Annotated in this window: 22 protein-coding genes; 12 read left to right on the plus strand and 10 right to left on the minus strand. The window is 72.3% G+C overall.

The window, feature by feature from the left end; genetic code table 11:
- Window positions 1-67: 67 nt before the first annotated feature.
- Both ABZ794_RS12125 and ABZ794_RS12130 read right to left on the minus strand, forming a co-directional pair.
- Complete coding sequence (locus tag ABZ794_RS12125) at window positions 68-1,018, minus strand: TIGR03557 family F420-dependent LLM class oxidoreductase (protein WP_357515507.1); 951 nt, start codon at window positions 1,016-1,018, stop codon at window positions 68-70.
- A 100-nt stretch (window positions 1,019-1,118) separates the two neighbouring features.
- The gene (locus ABZ794_RS12130) at window positions 1,119-1,244 is read right to left on the minus strand and encodes a hypothetical protein (RefSeq protein ID WP_255750123.1); all 126 of its coding nucleotides are present in this window, start codon (window positions 1,242-1,244) and stop codon (window positions 1,119-1,121) included.
- Between the two features lie 217 nt (window positions 1,245-1,461).
- On the opposite strand from ABZ794_RS12130, the gene ABZ794_RS12135 reads away from it, so the two are divergent.
- Window positions 1,462-2,952 (plus strand): glycoside hydrolase family 3 protein, encoded by a 1,491-nt coding sequence (locus ABZ794_RS12135; RefSeq protein WP_210785217.1) that lies wholly within the window; start codon window positions 1,462-1,464, stop codon window positions 2,950-2,952.
- A gap of 9 nt (window positions 2,953-2,961) precedes the next feature.
- Here ABZ794_RS12135 and ABZ794_RS12140 read toward each other — a convergent pair whose 3' ends face one another.
- A complete protein-coding gene (locus ABZ794_RS12140; RefSeq protein ID WP_210785216.1) occupies window positions 2,962-3,249 on the minus strand; it encodes a GNAT family N-acetyltransferase in 288 nt (95 codons plus the stop codon).
- Window positions 3,246-4,472: a cysteine desulfurase-like protein gene (locus ABZ794_RS12145; RefSeq protein ID WP_357515510.1), complete on the minus strand. Its 1,227-nt coding sequence runs from the start codon at window positions 4,470-4,472 to the stop codon at window positions 3,246-3,248. Before ABZ794_RS12145 ends, ABZ794_RS12140 begins: the two co-directional genes overlap by 4 nt.
- Window positions 4,473-4,568: 96 nt before the next feature.
- Between ABZ794_RS12145 and ABZ794_RS12150 the strand changes: the two genes are divergently transcribed.
- The 7 genes from ABZ794_RS12150 (at window position 4,569) to ABZ794_RS12180 (ending at window position 8,883) form a co-directional block, all read left to right on the plus strand.
- Window positions 4,569-4,934, plus strand: coding sequence for a hypothetical protein (locus tag ABZ794_RS12150; protein WP_210785214.1), 366 nt, complete (start codon window positions 4,569-4,571; stop codon window positions 4,932-4,934).
- A 59-nt stretch (window positions 4,935-4,993) separates the two neighbouring features.
- Window positions 4,994-5,815: a DUF1206 domain-containing protein gene (locus tag ABZ794_RS12155; RefSeq protein ID WP_210785213.1), complete on the plus strand. Its 822-nt coding sequence runs from the start codon at window positions 4,994-4,996 to the stop codon at window positions 5,813-5,815.
- A gap of 83 nt (window positions 5,816-5,898) precedes the next feature.
- The gene (locus tag ABZ794_RS12160; RefSeq protein ID WP_210785238.1) at window positions 5,899-7,089 is read left to right on the plus strand and encodes a mechanosensitive ion channel domain-containing protein; all 1,191 of its coding nucleotides are present in this window, start codon (window positions 5,899-5,901) and stop codon (window positions 7,087-7,089) included.
- Between the two features lie 228 nt (window positions 7,090-7,317).
- Entirely contained in the window at window positions 7,318-7,752 is a 435-nt protein-coding gene (locus ABZ794_RS12165) for a phage holin family protein (RefSeq protein WP_030338239.1), read from the plus strand.
- Entirely contained in the window at window positions 7,749-8,123 is a 375-nt protein-coding gene (locus ABZ794_RS12170; RefSeq protein WP_210785212.1) for a DUF3618 domain-containing protein, read from the plus strand. The genes ABZ794_RS12165 and ABZ794_RS12170 overlap by 4 nt, the downstream gene beginning before the upstream one ends.
- Window positions 8,120-8,392 (plus strand): DUF4235 domain-containing protein, encoded by a 273-nt coding sequence (locus ABZ794_RS12175; protein ID WP_124817926.1) that lies wholly within the window; start codon window positions 8,120-8,122, stop codon window positions 8,390-8,392. Before ABZ794_RS12170 ends, ABZ794_RS12175 begins: the two co-directional genes overlap by 4 nt.
- A gap of 287 nt (window positions 8,393-8,679) precedes the next feature.
- On the plus strand, window positions 8,680-8,883 hold the full coding sequence (locus ABZ794_RS12180; RefSeq protein WP_030338233.1) for a cold-shock protein: 204 nt from the start codon (window positions 8,680-8,682) through the stop codon (window positions 8,881-8,883).
- Window positions 8,884-9,004: 121 nt separating this feature from the next.
- Here the strand turns inward: ABZ794_RS12180 and ABZ794_RS12185 are convergent, their stop codons facing one another.
- Window positions 9,005-9,196, minus strand: coding sequence for a hypothetical protein (locus ABZ794_RS12185; RefSeq protein ID WP_210785211.1), 192 nt, complete (start codon window positions 9,194-9,196; stop codon window positions 9,005-9,007).
- A gap of 88 nt (window positions 9,197-9,284) precedes the next feature.
- Entirely contained in the window at window positions 9,285-10,268 is a 984-nt protein-coding gene (locus ABZ794_RS12190) for an aldo/keto reductase (RefSeq protein WP_091401706.1), read from the minus strand.
- A gap of 83 nt (window positions 10,269-10,351) precedes the next feature.
- Here ABZ794_RS12190 and ABZ794_RS12195 point away from each other — a divergent pair, with 83 nt between their 5' ends.
- Window positions 10,352-11,146, plus strand: a complete 795-nt coding sequence (locus ABZ794_RS12195; protein WP_357515514.1) for a trans-aconitate 2-methyltransferase — start codon at window positions 10,352-10,354, stop codon at window positions 11,144-11,146.
- Window positions 11,143-12,165, plus strand: a complete 1,023-nt coding sequence (locus tag ABZ794_RS12200; protein WP_357515516.1) for an adenosine deaminase — start codon at window positions 11,143-11,145, stop codon at window positions 12,163-12,165. Before ABZ794_RS12195 ends, ABZ794_RS12200 begins: the two co-directional genes overlap by 4 nt.
- Window positions 12,166-12,404: 239 nt before the next feature.
- Here the strand turns inward: ABZ794_RS12200 and ABZ794_RS12205 are convergent, their stop codons facing one another.
- Together ABZ794_RS12205 and ABZ794_RS12210 are read right to left on the minus strand one after the other, a co-directional pair.
- Window positions 12,405-13,808: a HAMP domain-containing sensor histidine kinase gene (locus tag ABZ794_RS12205; protein ID WP_357515518.1), complete on the minus strand. Its 1,404-nt coding sequence runs from the start codon at window positions 13,806-13,808 to the stop codon at window positions 12,405-12,407.
- A 29-nt stretch (window positions 13,809-13,837) separates the two neighbouring features.
- On the minus strand, window positions 13,838-14,527 hold the full coding sequence (locus ABZ794_RS12210) for a response regulator transcription factor (protein ID WP_091401712.1): 690 nt from the start codon (window positions 14,525-14,527) through the stop codon (window positions 13,838-13,840).
- A gap of 73 nt (window positions 14,528-14,600) precedes the next feature.
- On the opposite strand from ABZ794_RS12210, the gene ABZ794_RS12215 reads away from it, so the two are divergent.
- The gene (locus ABZ794_RS12215) at window positions 14,601-15,521 is read left to right on the plus strand and encodes an ADP-ribosylglycohydrolase family protein (protein ID WP_210785206.1); all 921 of its coding nucleotides are present in this window, start codon (window positions 14,601-14,603) and stop codon (window positions 15,519-15,521) included.
- A 142-nt stretch (window positions 15,522-15,663) separates the two neighbouring features.
- On the opposite strand, the gene ABZ794_RS12220 is transcribed toward ABZ794_RS12215, so the two are convergent.
- Window positions 15,664-16,596: a DUF1775 domain-containing protein gene (locus ABZ794_RS12220; RefSeq protein ID WP_357515521.1), complete on the minus strand. Its 933-nt coding sequence runs from the start codon at window positions 16,594-16,596 to the stop codon at window positions 15,664-15,666.
- 188 nt (window positions 16,597-16,784) lie between these two features.
- On the opposite strand from ABZ794_RS12220, the gene thrS reads away from it, so the two are divergent.
- The gene (gene thrS / locus ABZ794_RS12225) at window positions 16,785-18,794 is read left to right on the plus strand and encodes a threonine--tRNA ligase (RefSeq protein WP_357515523.1); all 2,010 of its coding nucleotides are present in this window, start codon (window positions 16,785-16,787) and stop codon (window positions 18,792-18,794) included.
- A 135-nt stretch (window positions 18,795-18,929) separates the two neighbouring features.
- On the opposite strand, the gene ABZ794_RS12230 is transcribed toward thrS, so the two are convergent.
- The gene (locus ABZ794_RS12230; protein WP_210785203.1) at window positions 18,930-19,658 is read right to left on the minus strand and encodes a D-Ala-D-Ala carboxypeptidase family metallohydrolase; all 729 of its coding nucleotides are present in this window, start codon (window positions 19,656-19,658) and stop codon (window positions 18,930-18,932) included.
- Window positions 19,659-19,815: the final 157 nt, after the last annotated feature.

Raw genomic sequence — 19,815 nt, forward strand, 5'->3', positions numbered from 1 at the left:
CCGGAGGTACCCGAGCCCATGACCGCCGAAACGCATTCGGACGATCATGGGCTCGTTGATGGCCGACTCAGCGCAGGCGGGGCAGGACCTCGCGCTGGTAGAGGTCGAACAGACCCTGGTAGTGCGGGCCGGTGTTGGCCACGTAGACCTCGTCGAAGCCGGCCTTGGCGTACTGGTCGATCATCTCCAGGTGCGCGTCGGCGCTGTTGCCGCAGACGAACGCGTCCTTCAGCATCTCCGGCTTGACCAACTCGGCGGCCTGCTCGAAGTGCCGCGGCGAGGGCAGCACCTGGGACAGCTCACCCGGCACCCCCGCGTTCGGCCAGCGCTCGTACGCGATGCGCAGCCCCTCCTCCTCGCTGTCCGCGTACGCCGCCTTGAAGCCGGCCTGGCACGGCTTGTCGCCGCCGCCGTTCTCGCGGAAGCGCCGGACCATCTCGCCGTCGGGCATCGTGCTCACGTAGCCGTCACCGATCCGCGCGGCCAGGTCGATGGACTTCGGCCCGAAGCCGGAGACGTAGATCGACGGGGGAGAGTCGGGCAGCGTGTAGATCCGGGCGTTCTCCACTGTGTAGTGCTTGCCGTGGTGGTTGACGAAGCCACCGCCCCACAGCGCGCGCAGCACCTCGACTGCCTCCTCCAGCATCTCCAGCCGGACGTCGGCCTGCGGCCAGGCGTCGCCGAAGATGTGCTCGTTGAGTGCCTCGCCGGTGCCGACACCGAGCACGAAGCGCCCACCGTGCAGCACCGCGCTGGTCGCCGCCGCCTGCGCGATCACGGCCGGGTGGATCCGCACTGTCGGGCAGGTCACCGCCGTGGTCACCGGCAGCGAACAGACCTGGCTGAGCGCGCCGATCATCGACCAGACGAACGGGCTCTGGCCCTGTGCGTCCACCCAGGGGTGGTAGTGGTCGGAGATCCACAGCGCCTCGAAGCCGGCCCGTTCGGCACCGCGCGCCTGCTCCAGCAACTCGGCTGGCGTGAACTCCTCACTGGACAGGAAATATCCGATCTTCATGGCTTACCCCTTCGGCACGCGGACCTGCTGATGGCAAGAGCCGTACCCCGGTCGTGGGGGACCACACCCGGACCGCCGGGCCCGGATCGGCACGGCTCGCTCAGCGTCGACCGAACATCGCCCGGATCGCGGCGAGGAGCAGCAGCGCGCCGACCACCAGGCCGAGCAGGCGTACGCCGGGGATGTCGGCCGGGCTCGTCGCGTCGGCCAGCAGGACGGGATCCATCCCCGCACTCTCCCCGGGAAGCGGGCCGCCAGGCAACTGTAAGGTTTATTGACTATTGAATCGCTCAGTGTGACCATGGCAGGACCGCCTGCCGGTGGCGGTGCGCCGAGGGCGCGCGAGAGATGGGGTACGGGGGCCGCATGAGCGAGCGCAACCAGCGGATCGACGGGGGCGCACCGTCGCCGGTGATCGACATCGATCACTGCGAGGGGGCGGAGTGACCACTACCAACGGGCACCTCCCGGCGCTCGCCGCCGCCGTCCTGCAACCCGGCTTCGTCGGCACCACCCCACCACCATGGGTGTGCCGCTGGCTCGGCGAGGGTCTCGGCTCGGTGGTGCTCTTCGCTCGCAACGTCGTCGACACCGAGCAGGTGGCCGCGCTCACCGCGACGCTGCGCGCGGAACGGCCGGACGTCATCGTGGCGATCGACGAGGAGGCCGGCGACGTCACCCGGCTGGAGTCGGTGCACGGCAGCTCCCGGCCCGGCAACTTCGCCCTCGGCGCTGTCGACGACCCGGAGCTGACCGAGGCCGTCGCCCGGGACCTCGGCGCCGAGCTGGCCGCGGCGGGGGTCACCCTCAACTACGCCCCGGACGCCGACGTCAACTCCAACCCGGCGAACCCGGTGATCGGCGTCCGCTCCTTCGGCGCCGACCCGGTGCTGGTCGCGCGGCACACCGCCGCCTGGGTCCGCGGGCTCCAGGCCGGCGGCGTCGCGGCCTGCGCCAAACACTTCCCCGGGCACGGCGACACCCGGGTCGACTCACACCACGACCTGCCCCGGATCACCGCCGACCGGGACCGGCTGGACGCCTGCGAACTGGCCCCGTTCCGCGCCGCCGTGGCCGCCGGGGTGCAGGCGGTGATGACCGGTCACCTGCTGGTGCCCGCGCTCGACCCGCACCTGCCGGCGACGCTGAGTCAGCGCATCCTGGGCGGGTTGCTCCGCGACGAGCTGGGCTTCTCCGGCGTGGTGGTCACCGACGCGATGGAGATGCGCGCGGTCGCCGACCGGTACGGCTTCGCCGGGGCGACGGTCCGCGCCCTCGCCGCCGGGGCCGACGCCATCTGCATCGGCGGCGAACGGGCCGACGAGCAGGCCGCCGGCGAGCTGCGCGACGCCATCGTGGCCGCCGTCGTCTCCGGTGAGCTGCCCGAGGAACGTCTCGCCGAGGCCGCCAAGCGCGTCGGTCAACTCGCCGCCTGGACGGTGGCCGCCCGCAGCTCCGGCTCGGCCGGAGCGCGCGCCACCGCCGACGTCGGCCTGGTCGCCGCCCGCCGGGCCGTCCGGGTCACCGCCGCCCCGGGCACGACTGTCGCGCTGCCCCTGACCCGCGCGGCACACGTCGTCGAGTTCGAGCCGCTGCGCAACATCGCCATCGGCGCCGAGACCCCGTGGGGCATCGGCGGACCACTGACCGAGCTGCTGCCCGGCACCAGCACGGTCCGCTACGCCGAACCCGACGTCCCAGCCGACCCGAGCGCCGGTGCGGGCAGCCGCCCTCTGGTCCTGGTCGTCCGCGACCAGCACCGGCACGACTGGATGCGCGCCGCCGTGCACCGCGCGTTGGCCGCCCGGCCGGACGCCGTAGTGGTCGAGTTGGGCGTGCCCGAGCTGGTCACCGGGGCGGTGCACCTGGCCACCCACGGCGCCACCCGGGCCAGCGGGCAGGCCGCCGCCGAGGTGCTCACCGGCGTCCGCTGACGGTCCGCGCTACGGGAGGTCGGCGACCAGGTCGGCGTACTCGGGGTGCTTGTCGATGAACGCGGCCATGAAGGGGCACTGCGGCACCACTGTCGTGCCGCGGGCCCGGAGCTGGTCCAGGGTGCCGCGGATCAGCGTGCCACCCACCCCCTTGCCCTGAAAGCCCCGGTCCACCTCGGTGTGGGTGAAGACCAGGACCTCCCCGCGCGGCAGGTACGCGGTGAAGCCGGCCAGCGCGTCGTCGACAAGGATCTCGAAGCGGTGCTTCGCCGGGTTGTCCTCGACCAGGGTGCTCATCCGGCCATTCTCCCCGCCCGCTCGGCCAACGCGTCGAGTTCGCCGAGCAACCGGTCCACCTCGTCGGCCGTGTTGTAGTGGTAGATGCTGGCCCGCACCGCCCCGCCGCTGTCGCGCAGACCCATCAGCTGGAAGTACTCGTAGGCGTAGTAGTCGCCGACGGAGAGGCAGAACCCGGCGTCGCCCAACGCCTCCTGGGTGGCCGTCGGGGACATCCCGGCGATCCGGAACGAGACCGTCGGGCAGCGCCGCGCCGGCGAGCCGTAGACGGTGATCGCCGGCCGCCGCGCCAGCCCGGCGAGCAGCCGGTCCAGTAGCGCCTCCTCGTGCGCCTGGGCGGCGGCCAGCCCGGCCCGCAGCCGGGCCCGCCGGTCCCCGACCGCGTCCGGGTCCAGCCCCGCCAGGTGATCCACCGCCGCGGCCACGCCGGCCAGCAGCGGGAAGCTCGGCGTGCCGTACTCGAACCGGTCCGGCACCGCGTCGGAGGACGGCACCAGCTTCGCCGGGCGCAACGCCGCCCACCGGGCCGGGTCCGCCACCATCGCCGCCAGGTGCGGGCCGGACCACTTGTACGCGCTGGTGACCAGCACGTCGGCGCCGAGCGAGGCCAGGTCGGTCGGCCCGTGCGGCACCGAGTGCACGCCGTCGACGTAGACCAGCGCGCCGACCGCGTGCGCGATCTTGGCGATCGCCGGCACGTCCGGCATGGTGCCGATGGCGTTGCTGCCGGCGGTGACCGCCACCAACCGGGTCCGCTCACCCACCAGGTCCGCGTACTGTGCCGCGGGGAGTTCACCGGTGTGCCGGTCGACCTCGGCCCACCGCACCGTCGCGCCGGCCGCCTCGGCGGCCTGCACCCACGGCCGCACGTTCGCGTCGTGGTCGAGCCGGGAGACCACCACCTCGTCACCCGGGTGCCAGGCCGCGCCGAGCGTGCGGGCCAGGGTGTACGTCAGCGCGGTAGCGCTCGGGCCGAGCACCACCCCGGCCGGGTCGGCGCCGAGCAGGTCGGCCACCGCCGAGCGGGCCTCGGCCACCAGCTCCAACGACCGGCGACCCGGTAGGAAGGCGGCGCTGCGGTTGCCCACCGCCGACCGCATGGCGTCGGTGACCGCGTCGATCACACCGGCCGCGGTCTGGGTGCCGCCGGCACCGTCGAAGTGGACGAAGCCCTCGGTCAGGGCGGGGTACGCGGCCCGGGTGCGGGCGATGTCGAACGGCATGTCCCGGACCCTAGCCGGTGCTCCCCGTACCCTTCCCGGCCGCCAGGTGATCACCGTTGGGCGGTGCCGTCGCGGATGTCTCGTACTCTTGGCGGGGTGACGAACCGACCCGCCACCGTGCCCATTCCCACCGTCCGCCGCGCCGCCGGTCTCTTCGCCGGTCTGGCGCTCGGCCTCGCCGTGCTCGCCGGGTGCAGCTCCCAGGGCGCCTCCACCGACTGCGGGCTGGACGCCTGCACCGTCACCTTCGAGCGGGGTGTCGACGCCAGCGCCACCATCCTGGGCGTCGAGGCCAAGCTGGTCGGCGCCGAGGGTGACCAGGTGACCGTCGAGGTCGCCGGTGAGCAGCTCACCCTCACCACCGGCCAGCAGGCCGCCGAGGCCGGGGGCTTCGCTGTCACCCTGGACAGCGTGACCGACCAACAGGTCAAGATTCGCGTAGCGCGCAACCCGGGTAGCTGACCCGGGCGGGCGGCGGTGGCCGACGTTTGGGAATCTTCAGAATCGGAGATTGTGACGCCATGTCACTTACCCGTAGCGCCGAAGCCACCGCCTCCCGTACGGCGGACAGCCGGTGGCTGGAACTCCTCGCCCGGGCCGGCTTCATCGGCTACGGCATCGTCCACCTCCTCTTCGCCTGGTTGGCGTTGCAGATCGCGTTCGGCACGTCGTCCGACGACGGCGACCAGTCCGGCGCGCTGCGTACCCTCTCCGCGCAGCCCCTCGGCAAGTTCCTGGTCATCGCCGTCGCTGTCGGCCTGCTCGCGATGGCGATCTGGCAGGCGCTGGAGGCGGCGGTCGGGCACCGCGCCGAGCGCGGCAAGGAGCGGGTGATGGAACGGGTCGCCTCGGCCGGCCGGACCATCGTCTACCTCTACTTCGCCTGGACCGCCTTCAAGGTCTTCTCCGACGCCGGGTCGAACAGCGCCGACCAGCAGGAGGCGTTGACCGGCAAGCTGATGACCTCCAGCGGTGGCCGGTGGCTGGTCGGCCTGGCCGGCCTGGTCGTCGCCGCGATCGGCATCGGCCTGGTGATCTACGGCGCCCGGAAGAAGTTCGAGAAGCACCTCAAGACCGGCGAGATGAACCCGAAGACCCGCCAGCTCGCCCGCCGGCTGGGCATGGCCGGATACATCGCCAAGGGCGTCGCGTACGGCATCGCCGGTCTGCTGGTCATCGTGGCCGCGGTGAACTACGACCCGGAGAAGGCCCGTGGTCTGGACGCCGCGCTGCACGCCCTGCGTGAGCAGTCCTACGGCATGTTCCTGCTGACCCTGGTCGCCCTCGGCATCGCCGCCTTCGGCGTCTACTGCTTCCTCCAGTCCCGGTACCGCAAGGTCTGAACTGGTCGATTCCCGGGCTGTCGGGCACTCTTGGGCTTTTGCCCGAAGTGCCCGACGCCTGGTCGAAGGGGAGCACCGAAGCCGTGCAGAACTATCTCGAAACGGCCGTCGCCGCGCTCGTCGCGGCGGCGGTCGCCCTGTTCCTGGTCGAGGTCGTCCACCGGTTGACCCGGCGGTTCGGCCGCCGGTCACTGCTGTTGACCGAGCTGACCGACCACGCGCACCGCCCGTTCCAGGTCGCCGCAACGGTCCTGGCCGTGCAGTTCGCCGTCCGCTTCAGCACCGGGTACGCGGTCGGCGAGAGCTGGCGTCGGCTGCTGCTGCACCTGCTCATCCTCGGCGTCATCGCCACCCTCGCCTGGCTGGTCGCCGGTCTGCTGCTCGTCGTGGAGGACACCGCGCTGGCCCGGTTCCGGGTCGACGTACCGGACAACCGGCACGCCCGGCGGGTCCGGACCCAGGTGGTGATGCTGCGCCGACTGACCATCGCGGTGATCGTCATCCTGGCCGTCGGCGTGATGCTGATGACGTTCCCCAGCGTGCGGGGCATCGGCGCCGGTGTGCTGACCTCGGCCGGTGTGGTCGGTGTGGTGGCCGCGCTCGCCGCACAGAGCCTGCTCGGCAACGTCTTCGCCGGCCTCCAACTCGCCTTCAGCGACGCCGTCCGGCTCGACGACGTGGTCGTCGTCGAGGGGGAGTGGGGTCGCATCGAGGAACTGACACTCAGCTACGTCGTGGTGCAGATCTGGGACGACCGCCGGTTGATCCTGCCCACCTCGTACTTCACCAGCAAGCCGTTCCAGAACTGGACCCGGACGGAGGCGGCGGTGCTCGGCACCGCCGAATTCGACGTCGACTGGGCGGTGCCGGTGCAGATCATGCGCGAGGAGCTGCGGCGCCTCGTCGAGGGCACCGAGCTGTGGGACGGGCGGGTCTGCGTCCTGCAGGTCACCGACGCCACCGGCGGAATGGTCCGGTTGCGCGCGCTGGTCAGCGCCGCCGACGCGGGCAGTCTGTGGGACCTGCGCTGCCTCGTCCGGGAGCACCTGGTCGCCTGGATCCGGGACAACCGCCCGACCGCCATGCCCCGGCTGCGCACCGAACTGGGCGACTCCAACAGCAACCTGTCCTGGCAGTGGGTGCAGCCGAGGCGGCCGGCCCGCCGCCTGTCCGACACCGAGGCGCCCGACGACGCCCGTGTCTTCGGCGGCAGCGACGACGGCGACGCCCGCAGCGAAGCCTTCGTAGGCCCCGAAGAAACCCGCCCCCAATAACCCACCCCCACCCCGGCCCGGCCCGGGGTGGAGGGGGCCGGTGCGGGAGGTTTGGTCGGGCTTGGGTGGGGGATGTGCTGCCGGACGTCTCTGGCGTGATCGCGGCGGCTGGCCGCGTATCGGCGGCGCGGCGTCCGGACAACGGGACGGTGAGCTGCTTGGCGCGCTTTAGGATTGACGAGCGGCGACTTCGGGCATACAGCGCGGTGATGAGGAAAGGAGGACAGCATGGCTGACGTGGCGAAAGCCCGCACATCCCAGAACGGGAGCGAGCCCTCCACCGCCGAGTTGGTGCAGCGGGCCACTGAGCAGATCTCCCGCCTCGTACGGGACGAACTGACGCTGGCCCGAGCGGAGTTGACCCAGAAGGGTAAGCACGCGGGCATCGGGATCGGCCTGTTCGGCGGCGGTGGCGCGCTCGCGTTCTTCGGTCTTGGTGCGCTGGTCGCCACGGCGATCCTGTTGCTCGACCTGGTGTTGCCCGCCTGGGCTGCTGCGCTGATCGTGGCGGTGGCCTGCTTCCTGGTGGCCGGCATCCTCGCCCTGGTGGGCAAGAAGCAGGTCAGCCGTGCCGTCCCGCCGGTGCCGGCGGCCACGGTCCGTAGCCTCCGGGCAGACATGGACACCGTCACCGCCGCGGTGAAGGACAGGGGGCGGCAATGACCGGTAACGGGACCGGCGACACGGAGGCCCTCCGCGAGGAGATCCGTCGCACCCGGGTCGAGTTGGGCGAGACGATGGAGGCGTTGGCCGCCAAGGCCGACGTCAAGGCGCGTCTGAAGGAGTCCGCCGAGCAGGCCAAGGAGCGGATGCGGGAGCAGGCGGCGCAGACCGTCGCTCGGGTCCGCGGGCAGGCCGCCCGTGGCGCCGGAATGGCGCGGGCGCAGGCGTACGAAAAGGGCGAGATGGTACGCGCACAGGCGTACGACAAGGGCGAGTTGGTGCGCCGAAACCCGGTGCCGTGGGCGGCCATCGCGGCCGGCGCGGTGGCCACCGTGGTGGTGCTGATGATCGTGCGGGGGAGGCGTAGGTGAGCAAGAGTATCGGCAGGGTCGCATACCGGCCGGTCGGCGTGTTGCTGGGTATCGCCGCGGGCACGGTGGCCGGGGCGATCTTCCGGCAGGTCTGGAAGGCCACCGCGGGCGACGGTGAGGCGCCCAACGCGACCGACGAGGATCGCGGCTGGGGCGAGATCCTGGCCGCCGCCGCGTTGCAGGGCGCCATCTTCGCTGTCGTCCGGGCGGCAGTGGACCGGGGCGGCGCGGTCGGCGTACGCCGGATGACCGGCAGCTGGCCGGACTGACCAGCAGCGACTTCAGCCCCCTTCCCGCATCGATGGGAAGGGGGCTTTCGCATGGCATCGCACGCCGCCCAGCGCACCTGAGGCATCCGTCAGGTCACATGTCGGAGAAATTCGTCGGAGAGGTCGTGACAGACTTTTTGCCTCCGTGATTTGCTGGTCCCCGCTGTTGCGAGATGGCGTGGGTTGAGAGAAGTCTCCTTCGTGGGGCCGCCTCAGGCACCGCTGCTCAAAAACGGCCAATCGGCCGGACGGCGTGCACGGCCGCCAGTTTTTAGAGGGAGAAACACATGGCTCAGGGAACCGTGAAGTGGTTCAACGCTGACAAGGGCTTCGGCTTCATCACCGTCGATGGTGGGGGTGCTGACGTGTTCGTCCACTTCTCGGCCATCCAGACCAGCGGCTACCGCTCGCTGGAGGAGAACCAGCGGGTGGAGTTCGAGATTGCTCAGGGTCAGAAGGGCCCGCAGGCTGAGCAGGTCCGTCCCATCTGAGTAGGACGGCCGGCCCCCGCCGGCCGGTGGGACGATCCGGTTCAAGGGTCGCGGTAAAGCCCCGCATCCCGGTTGGGATGCGGGGCTTTCGCCTGCTCAGGCTCGCCGGTGCAACGACCGGTCAGCGTCGACGCGAGCGCAGGCCGAGCCAGAGCACCACCAGCCCGGCCGCCGTCACGAGCGGGCCGATCACCGCCCAGATCTTCTCGTCGGTCATCACGCTGCCGCTGACGTAGCCGAGGCCCTGGACCGTCCACACCGCACCGATCACCACGGCCACCAGGCCGAGGGTGAGCGGAAGCCAACCTCTCATCGCGTCCCCTCTCCGCCGCCCGGGGCGGCGCGCCGCCGTCCAGCATCGCCGGCCGGGTGGCGTGACGCGAGCACCCCGGGCGCGCGGGTCACCACCGGTCGTGCACCTGCGGGCGGATCAGCTCGTCGTAGGTCTCGCGGACGGCTGCCAGCTGCTCGTCGGTGAGCGGGGACAGGGCCGCCGCGGCGGCGTTGCGTCGGGCCTGGTCGGCGTCGCGCGCGCCGGGGATGACCACTGTGACGCCCGCCTGGTCCAACACCCAGCGCAGGGCGAACTGCGCCATCGTGCGGTCCGCGTCGACGAGCGGGGCCAGCCGGCGTACGGCGGCCAGACCTCGGTCGAAGTCGACTCCGGAGAACGTCTCTCCGACGTCGAAGGCCGCGCCGTGCCGGTTGTAGTTGCGGTGGTCGTCGGCGGGGAACTCGGTGTGCTCGTCGTAGCGGCCGGAGAGCAGGCCACTGGCGAGCGGCACGCGGGCGATGATGCCGACACCGGCTGCGGCCGCGGCCGGCAGCACCCGCTCCAGGGGCTTGTGGCGGACCGCGTTGAGGATGATCTGGACGCTGGCCACCCCCGGTCGGGCGATCGCGGTGAGGGCCTGGTCGCAGGTCTCGACGCTGACCCCGTACCCGGCGATGGCCTTTTCGGCGACGAGGGTGTCCAGGCCGTCGAAGACCTCGTCGGAGGAGAAGACCTCGGTGGGCGGGCAGTGCAACTGGACCAGGTCCAGGGTGTCCATGCCCAGGTTGGCCCGGGAGCGGTCGGTCCACTGCCGGAAGTTGGCCAGGGTGTACGCCTCCGGGCGCTGCTCGACGCGGCGGCCCATCTTGGTGGCGACGGTCAGCCCGGCGTCGGGTCGGGTGCGCAGGAAGCGGCCGATCAGCTGCTCGCTGCGGCCGTCGCCGTACACGTCGGCGGTGTCGAGGAAGGTGACCCCGGCGTCCACGGCGGCGGCGAGCACCGCCATCGCGTCGTCCTCGCTGACGGTGCCCCAGTCGGCGCCGAGTTGCCACGCGCCCAGGCCGACCGCGCCAACGGTCCGGCCGAGCCGGTTGAAGCTGCGCTGTTCCATGCCCCGAGCCTAGTGATCGGGTTGCCACCCTGCCACGGGAGCCGTACCGTCAGCAGTACGGACGTACGGTTTGGGAGGCGACCATGTGGGACCCGACGACCTACCTGCGCTTCGGCGACGAGCGATCCCGGCCGTTTCACGACCTCCTCGCCCGGATCCCGGCCGAGCGACCCCGGGCGGTGGTCGACCTCGGCTGCGGCCCCGGCCAGCTCACCGCCGTCCTCGCCGAACGCTGGCCGACCAGCCGGGTGCGCGGCCTCGACTCCTCGCCCGAAATGATCGAGCGGGCCGAAGCCCTCGGCGCGCCGGTCGACTTCGCGGTCGCCGACCTTCGCGACTGGCGTCCGGCCGGCGACGAGGACGTGGTGGTCACCAACGCGGCGCTGCAATGGGTCCCCGGCCACCAGGAGCTGCTGCGCCGCTGGGCCACCGAGCTGCCCGTCGGCGCCTGGCTCGCCATGCAGGTCCCCGGCAACTTCGCCGCCGACTCGCACAGGGCCCTGCGGGAGGTCGCCAACCGGCCGACCTGGCGGGCCGAGGTCGCCCCGCTGCTGCGCGCGGACCCGGTCGACGACCCGGCCGACTACGCGGCGCTGCTGACCGCCGCCGGTTGCGAGGTGGACGCCTGGGAGACTACCTACGTGCACCTGCTGCCGGCTCGACCCGCCGCCGAGCACCCGGTGCTGGCCTGGATGGAGGGCACCGCGCTGCGCCCGGTCCGGGCCGCACTGGACGCCGCCGGCTGGTCCGCCTTCCGGGCCGAGCTGGGAGTACGGCTCACCGCGGCGTACCCGGTGCGGCAGGGTCAGGTGTACTTCCCGTTCCGCCGCGTCTTCGTCGTCGCCCGCACCGGCGACCATGCCCAGGAGAACCAGTGATCGACCTGTCCACCTTCATCGCCGGCCTGCCCAAGGTGGAGCTGCACGTGCACCACGTCGGCTCCGCCCTGCCCCGGATCGTCGCCGAGTTGGCGGCGCGCCACGAGGGGCGTACCCCCGTGCCGGCCGACCCGGACGCGCTCGCCAACTACTTCGAGTTCCGCGACTTCGCGCACTTCATCGAGGTCTACCTGAGCGTCGTGGATCTCATCCGCGACCCGGAGGACGTCTGGATCCTCACCCACGAGGTGGCCCGCGAGCTGGCCCGCCAACAGGTCCGGTACGCGGAGCTGACCATCACCCCGTACTCGCACGTCCGACGGGGCATTCCCGCGCCGGCGTTCTGCGAGGCGATCGAGGACGCCCGCAAGCGCGCCCTGGCCGACTTCGGCATCGAGCTGCGCTGGTGCTTCGACATCCCCGGCGAGGCCGGCCTGCCGGCAGCCGAGGAGACGCTGCGCATCGCGCTGGACGAGCGCCCGGACGGGCTGGTCAGTTTCGGTCTGGGCGGCCCGGAGATCGGCGTACCCCGACCGCAGTTCCGGCCCTACTTCGACCAGGCCCGCGCCGCCGGGTTGCGCTCGGTGCCGCACGCCGGGGAGACCACCGGGCCGCAGACCGTCTGGGACGCGCTGAACGAGTTGGGCGCCGAGCGGATCGGGCACGGCATCTCCGCCGCGCAGGACCCGCAACTGCTCGCGTACCTGGCCGAGCGGCAGATCGGGATGGAGATCTGCCCGACGTCCAACGTCCGCACCAGGGCGGTGGCCACCCTCGACGAGCATCCGCTGCCCCGGCTGGTCGAGGCCGGGCTGCTGGTCACCATCAACTCCGACGACCCGCCGATGTTCGGCACCACCCTCAACGACGAGTACGCGGTGGCGGCCCGCCTGCTCGGCGTCGGTGCCGAGGGCCTGGCCGGGCTGGCCCGCAACGCGGTGACCGCGTCCTTCCTGGACACCGCCGGCCAGCAGCGCATCCTCGCCGAGATCGACGCGTACCTCGCGACCGCCGGCTGAGCTGGTCGGTCGGCTGGGCCGGTCGGTTGAGCAGGGCGCGCGGCGGGAGCGTGGGTGTGGGGGGACCTGTGACTCCCGCCGCGCGCGCGGCTCCACCGGCCGCCGGTGCGTGGTGCGCTCGGCCGGTGGAACTGGTGGGTTCGTGCTCTGATCCTGTCAGCCCGCGGCCGATCCAACGCGGTCGTTAACCGCGATCTAAGGAAGACTTGCGCCGGCGCACAGCCCCGGGTTCGGCCGGGTCAGTCGTCGGTGGGGCGCTGGCGGGGCCAGCGACGTCCGGTGGCCTTCGTGTCCCGGGCGTCGCGGGCCATCCGACCGACCAGACCGAAGCGGCTGACCTGCCGGGGCGTCGCCTCCGGGTCGGCGAGCAGCATCACCACGCTGGCCCCGCCCAGCCGGGCCCGGTCGATGCTCACCGAGCCGTTGGCCTGCAACGCGACCCGCTTGGCGATGTCCAGCCCGAGCCCGGTCGAGCCCTGGTCACTGGCGCCCCGGCGCAGCGCCCGGTCCGGGTTGGCGATGCCGGGGCCGGCGTCGTCGATCCGGATCGCCACGTAACCGTCGCGCCGGGACACCGCCACCTCGAAGGCGGTGCCCTGCGGCGTGTAGCGGAAGACGTTGCCGATCACCGCGTCCAGCGCGGCGGCCAGTTCGGCCCGCGGCACCGGCGCCGGGATGCGCAGCTGGGCGCCGTTGACCCGGTGCGGCCGGTTCTGGTCGCCGGCCAACGCCGCCCAGAACACCATCCGGTCCCGGACCACCTCGCTGACGTCGCACATCGCCGGCCCGGCCTCGAGCGCCACCGTCTTACGGGTGGTCTTGATCAGCACGTCGATCTCACCCTCCAGGGTGACGATCGCCTGCCGGATCCGCCGGATCCCGCGCAGCCGGTCCAACTCCGCCGGGCTGAACGAACCCACGCTGGTGTCGTCGGACTCCAACGCCTCCGCGTCCAACCGCAGCACCGTCAACGGGGTACGCAGACGGTGCGACAGGTCGGCCACCAACTCCCGCTCGTCGGTGCGGGCCGCGTCCAGCCGGTCCGCCATCCGGTTGAAGGCGTACCCGGCCTCGGCCAGCTCGCGCGGACCGGTCGGCTCGACTCGTACGCCGAGGTCCCCGTCGCCGATGGAGAGCGCGGCCTTGACCAGACCACGGGTGGAGTCCACCGCGCGGGCGGCGACCCGGTCGACCACCAGCACCGCCGCGCCGGCCATCGCCGCGCCGACCGCGAACAGCAGCAACCAGGTGCCGCCGGCGCCCTCGCCCAGCGCCGACTCCGGAAGGAACACCTCGACCACTGCCGTCCGGTCACCGAGGACGACCGGGTCGAGCCGGGCCACACCCCCGTCGACGTCGACGACCAACGACTGGCGCTCGGAGCGGGCCCGGTCCAGGTCGCTGCCGCTGGCCCGACCAGCCGACTCGTCCAACCCCAACCCGTGCACCACGGGCCGGGTGGGTGCGCCCTCGGCGCTGGCCACCACGGCACGCTCGACGACCGCCGGGTCGGTGCTGACCGCCAGCGCGCCGGTCACCAGGGCGCTGCGCCGCGCCGCGTCGGCGATCGCCTCGTCCCGGCTCTGCTCGCGCAGGCTGAGCCCGAGCGGGATCAGGAACGCGAGCGCCACGAGACTGCACATGCCGGCCGTGAGCAGGGCCAGCGCCGTCCTCAGTCCGGTGCCACCAGCCGGAATCCGACCCCCCGCACGGTGCGCAGGTAGCGCGGCTTCGCCGCGGACTCGCCCATCTTTCTGCGGAGCCAGTACAGGTGAACGTCGATGGTCTGATCCTCGCCGACCGATGGCTGCCGCCATACCTCCTCCAAGAGTTCCCGGCGGGACACTACCCGCCCAGGTCGTGCGGCGAGATACGCCAACAGGTCGAATTCCTTGCGGGTCAGCGCCAGCGGCTCCCCGTCGAGCTGGGCGCTGCGCTCGCCCACGTCCACCCGCAGCCCGCCGACGCTGTGCACAGCGGGCTGCACGGACCGACTGGCCCGGCCGGCCCGGCGCAGCACCGTGGTGATCCGGGCGTCCAGGTGCGCGCCGGTGAACGGCTTGACCATGTAGTCGTCGGCGCCGGCGCGCAGCAGCTTGACCACCGACTGCTCGTCGTCGCGGGCGGTGGCGATGATGATCGGAACGTCGGTGATGCCGCGCAACATCCGCAGCGCGTCCGAGCCGTCCAGGTCGGGTAGGCCGAGGTCGAGCACCACCAGGTCGGGTGTCTCCGCGGCGACCCGACGCAGGGCGTCCAACGCCGTACCCACGGCGTGCACGGCATGCCCCCGGTCGGTGAGGGACCGCAGCATCGCGCCGCGTACGACGTGATCGTCTTCGACCAGGAGCACGGAGGCCACGACAAGACCGTACTTGGCCTGGCAAGTTGATCGCGTTGCGGCGTGCCTGGCGACCGGGCAAGCTGGTACGACGATGTCGTTCACCCTGTTCGCCGATGCCCGCCTGGCGCTCGCCCGGGACAGCCTCGCCGGTCTCTCCACCGGCGACGCGCTCGGCGCGCAGTACTTCCTGCCGGGGCCGGTGCCCGTGGATCTCGCCGCCGACGCGCTGCCGTCGGCGCCCTGGGAATGGACCGACGACACCGAGATGGCCTGCTCGGTTCTCGCCCAGTTGGCCGACTCCGGCGGCATCGACCGGGACCGGCTGGCCCTCTCCTTCGCCGAGCGGTGCACCGAGCGCCGAGGCTACGGCGCGGGCGCGATGCTCATCCTGGGGCTGATCCGCACCGGCACCCCGTGGCCGCTGGCCGCCGCCTCCGCCTTCGACGGGCAGGGCTCCTGCGGCAACGGCGCGGCGATGCGGGTCGGCCCGCTGGGCGCGTACTTCGCCGACTCGACAGCGCGCGCCGCCGCCCAGGCCCGCGCGTCCGCCGAGGTGACGCACGCGCACCCGGAGGGGATCGCCGGCGCGGTCGCCGTCGCCGTCGCCGCCGCGCTGGCCGCCCGAGCCCGCCTCGACGGGCACCGGCCGGCCCCGGAGCGCCTGCTGGCCGGGATCGCCGCCGCGCTCGACCCGGTCACCGAGGTGTATCGGGGCGTACACCGGGCCGCCGGGCTGCTCGGCCGGCCGTTGCCCCAGGTGGTGGCGGCGCTCGGCAACGGCTCCCGGGTGACCGCCCAGGACACCGTCGGGTTCACCCTCTGGGTGGCCGCCACCCACCTCGACGACTATCCGGCGGCCATCGAGACGTGCGTACGGGCCGGTGGGGACGTGGACACCACGGCCGCCATCGCCGGAGCGGTGGTGGCGGCGCACACCGGCGTCGGCACCCCGGGCGGGGTGCCCGAAAAGTGGCTGGCCGCCCGCGAGCCGCTACCTACCTGGCTCCCCTGACCCCCGGGGCTGCCCGGGCGACCCGGGCTGCCTTGCCCTGCGCCTGCCCTGCCCTGCGCTGGCGCTGCCTACGATCAACTCGGCTTCCTGCGAATCGGGCTGTCCGTGCGGGGATGCAGCGGTTTCCAGGAACCCGAGTGGATCACCGCGATGCTGCGGGAACAGCGGGCTGCGGGTCGGCGGACCGGGGGTCCGCCGGCTGCGGGCTCGCGGGCGTCGGGTCTGGCGTTGCGGTGTCGTTCCCGCGGCCGGTTATCTCGGCCAGCGTCGCGGCCTCGTCCGGGTCGCCGGTCACCTCGGCGAGCGCGGTGGCCTCGCCCGGGTCGCGGCGGCGCCAACGGCTGACCAGCCAGCCGATCGCCGCGCCGCCGCCCAGCCCGGCCAGCAGGCCGGCGGCCAGCATCCCGTCGGCGCTGCCCTCGTCGGCGTCGCCCGATCGGGCCGGCGGTGCGGCGTCCACACCGTTGTCCGCTGCGGCCGGTGCGCCGGCCGCCGGGGGGCCGGCGTGCCCGCCGTGCGCGGCCGGACCCGCCGCGCCGGGCGCCGCCGGCAGCAGGGCGAGCGTCGGGGCCCGGCGCGGACCGGTGGCGTCCGCCCACCGGACCACAGTGCCGTCGGCGTACGTCTGGACCACCTCGAAGGTGAGCCGCTCGGCCTGCGGCATCGGCCCCATGGAGAGCGCCAGCCGAGCCGGCCCGGGGTCACTCTCACCGACCCGGACCCAGGTCACAGCGGTCGTCACAGTGCTCACCCCGGAGGAGTGGATACCGGCCACCGGCTTGTCCAGGGTGCGGGAGCTGATCCGGGGCGCCCAGCCGTTCACCGACATGGGGTAGACCTCGGCGATCGGCGCGTCGGCCGGCAGCCGGACCTCGATCTGGTTGGTCTTCGTACCGGCCCGTTCCTCCGGAACGCTGAACTCCAGCCGTACCGCCTCGCCCTGCCGGGCCTCGGTCGGGGTGGTCGTCACGTCCGCCGCGTACGCCGTGCCCGGCCAGAGCAGCAGCCCAGCGGCGGTCACCGCGGTCGCCGCCACGATCCGCCGCCGACGGCCACCGCCGTACGTGCTCGCCATCTCGTGCCCCCATCCGTGTCGACGCGGCCGGCACCGGTTTCCGGCCACACCTTCTAGTTCGGCTGCGAGGCGCGAAAGGTTCAACGTCGGCGGTAAGGAGGTGCCCTTCCCGGTCGCGGGCGGGTCGACCGATAGCATCGGCAGGAGCCGAGGATCGGCACCGTTTCGTACCACTTGGAGGAGTCACCGTGTCCGCACCCCGTACCCCCGCCGTGGCCGACCCCGTCGTCGTCGCCGCCGGGACCACGGCGGCCGACGCGGTGGCCGCGGCCGGACTGCCCGCGAACGGCCCCAAGGCGATCGTCGTGGTCCGCGACCCCGAGGGTCAGCTGCGCGACCTGGACTGGGCGCCGGCCGAGGAGACCGTCGTCGAGCCGGTGACCCTGGATTCGCCCGACGGGCTCAACGTGCTGCGCCACTCCACCGCGCACGTCCTCGCCCAGGCCGTGCAGGACATCTTCCCCGAGGCCAAGCTGGGCATCGGCCCGCCCATCGAGAACGGCTTCTACTACGACTTCGACGTCGAGAAGCCGTTCCAGCCAGATGACCTCAGCAAGCTCGAGAAGCGCATGCAGGAGATCATCAAGTCCGGGCAGCGGTTCCGTCGTCGCCGCTTCGGCAGCCTGGACGAGGCGCGCTCGGAGCTCGCCGACGAGCCGTTCAAGCTGGAGTTGATCGAGGTCAAGGGCGAGGGCCTGGACACCGACGAGGTGATGGAGGTGGGCGGCGGCGAGCTGACCATCTACGACAACCTCGACGCCAAGGAGGACAAGGTCTGCTGGTCGGACCTGTGCCGGGGTCCGCACCTGCCGACCACCCGACTGATCGGCGCGTTCAAGCTGATGCGCTCCGCCGCCGCGTACTGGCGGGGGTCGGAGAAGAACCCCCAACTACAGCGGGTGTACGGCACCGCGTGGCCGACCCGCGACGAGCTCAAGGCGTACCTGAAGCTGTTGGAGGAGGCCGCCCGGCGCGACCACCGCAAGCTCGGCGCGGACCTCGACCTGTTCAGTTTCCCCGACGAGATCGGCTCCGGCCTGGCGGTCTTCCACCCCAAGGGCGGCATCATCCGCCGGGAGATGGAGCACTACTCGCGGCGGCGGCACGAGGAGGCGGGGTACGAGTTCGTCAACACCCCGCACATCACCAAGGCGCAGCTGTTCCAGACCTCCGGTCACCTGCCGTACTACGCGGACACCATGTTCCCGCCCATGCAACTGGAGGGCGCGGACTACTACCTCAAGGCGATGAACTGCCCGATGCACAACCTGATCTTCAGGTCGCGCGGGCGGTCGTACCGGGAGCTGCCGCTGCGGATGTTCGAGTTCGGCACCGTCTACCGGTACGAGAAGTCCGGCGTCGTGCACGGCCTCACCCGGGTCCGCGGCCTGACCCAGGACGACTCGCACATCTACTGCACCCGTGAGCAGATGGCCGGCGAGCTGTCCACGCTGCTCAGCTTCGTGCTCGACCTGCTGCGCGACTACGGCCTGGACGACTTCTACCTGGAGCTGTCGACCCGGGACGACTCGCCCAAGTTCATCGGGGCCGACGAGGACTGGGCCGAGGCCACCGAGGCGCTGCGCACCGCCGCCGCGACCTCCGGCCTGGACCTGGTCCCCGACCCGGGCGGCGCGGCGTTCTACGGGCCGAAGATCTCCGTGCAGGCCCGGGACGCCATCGGCCGGACCTGGCAGATGTCCACCATCCAGGTCGACTTCAACCAGCCGGAGCGGTTCGCGTTGGAGTACCAGGCCGCCGACGGTAGCCGGCAGCGGCCCGTGATGATCCACCGTGCGCTGTTCGGGTCGATCGAGCGGTTCTTCGGGGTGCTCACCGAGCACTACGCGGGTGCCTTCCCGGCCTGGCTCGCGCCGGTGCAGGTGGTGGGCATCCCGATCCGCGAGGACCACACCGACTACCTGCACGGCTTCGTCGCGGCGCTGCGCGCCGAGGGCATCCGGGCGCAGGTGGACGCGGGTGACGACCGGATGCAGAAGAAGATCCGGACGGCGCAGCAGCAGAAGATCCCGTTCATGGTGATCGCCGGTGACGATGACGTGGCCGCCGGTACGGTCTCCTTCCGCTACCGCGACGGCTCCCAGCGCAACGGGGTGCCGGTCGCCGAGGCGGTGACCCACGTGCTGGACGTGGTCAGCTCGCGGACCAACATCGGCCCGTCCGCCGCCGCGGAGTAACGAGACCACCGCACGGCCCGCTCGCACGGCCCCCGCGCCCATGACCGTGCTCGATCCAGGAAGTAGTGGCCTCCCCGGTGGGGAAGGCCACTACTTCCATGTTCGAGCGCGATCTTCGCCGGGAGGCGGCGGGGGTCAGATGCCGCAGTTGGGCGCTGACCAGCCTCCGACCGCTGCCACGTGGGTGTGGTCGTTGTGGTCGGGGTAGCCGGGGCCGAGGATCTGCCCGAAGCCGTGGTTGCGGGCCTGCTGCGCCAGCCGGCAGAACGACGGGGAGCCGACCAGGTCGACCCCGTCGCCGTACAGGTGTCGGCTGTTCGACGCTCCGCCGACCGCGCTGTTGCAGGCGTAGCTGCGGAAGCTGCTGCTGATCGCGATGGACACATCGCCGAGGGCGTGGCGCATGGCCTGGAGCTTCCACATCGAGACGAGTGCGTTGAACCGGGCGGTGCTCGCCGAGACCGCGCCGCCGGACCAGTCACTGTTGCACTTGTTCAGCTCGGGGTAGCTGAAGTTGGCCGGGGTGCAGTCGTTGTCCTGGAGGGCGTAGAGCCGGTTGAACGTCTGTGGGCCGGCGATGCCGTCGGCCGGCAGCCCGTACGCCTGCTGGAAGCGGATCACCGCCGATCGGGTGGCCGGGCCGTACGCGCCGTCGAGGGTGAGCACCGCGCCGTAGCCGGGGTAGCCGGCGACCCGGATCTGGAGTTGCCGGACATCCTCGCCGGACGCCCCCTGGGCCAGGGTGCGCCCCCAGGTGTAGCAGCCGTCCGCCTGGGCCGCGCCGGCGGTGAGGGTGACGCCGGCCACTGTGGTGGCGGCGGTCAACGCCAGTGCCGCGAGGAACCTGCCGAGCCGTCGGAACATGTAACCCTCCATCGATTCATGGAAGTGCGTGGATGCATGGAAGTTTCAGGCTTCCGCCTTGATCCGTCAAGAACTTGCAGTCCCGGGTTTCCCGACGGCAGGTGTCGCGGCGTGCCCGCGGGGCTCCGTAGGATCGGCTCGTGACAGGGGCGGAACG

The sequence above is a fragment of the Micromonospora sp. NPDC047187 genome, from assembly GCF_040643355.1.
GTDB lineage: Bacteria > Actinomycetota > Actinomycetes > Mycobacteriales > Micromonosporaceae > Micromonospora > Micromonospora salmantinae.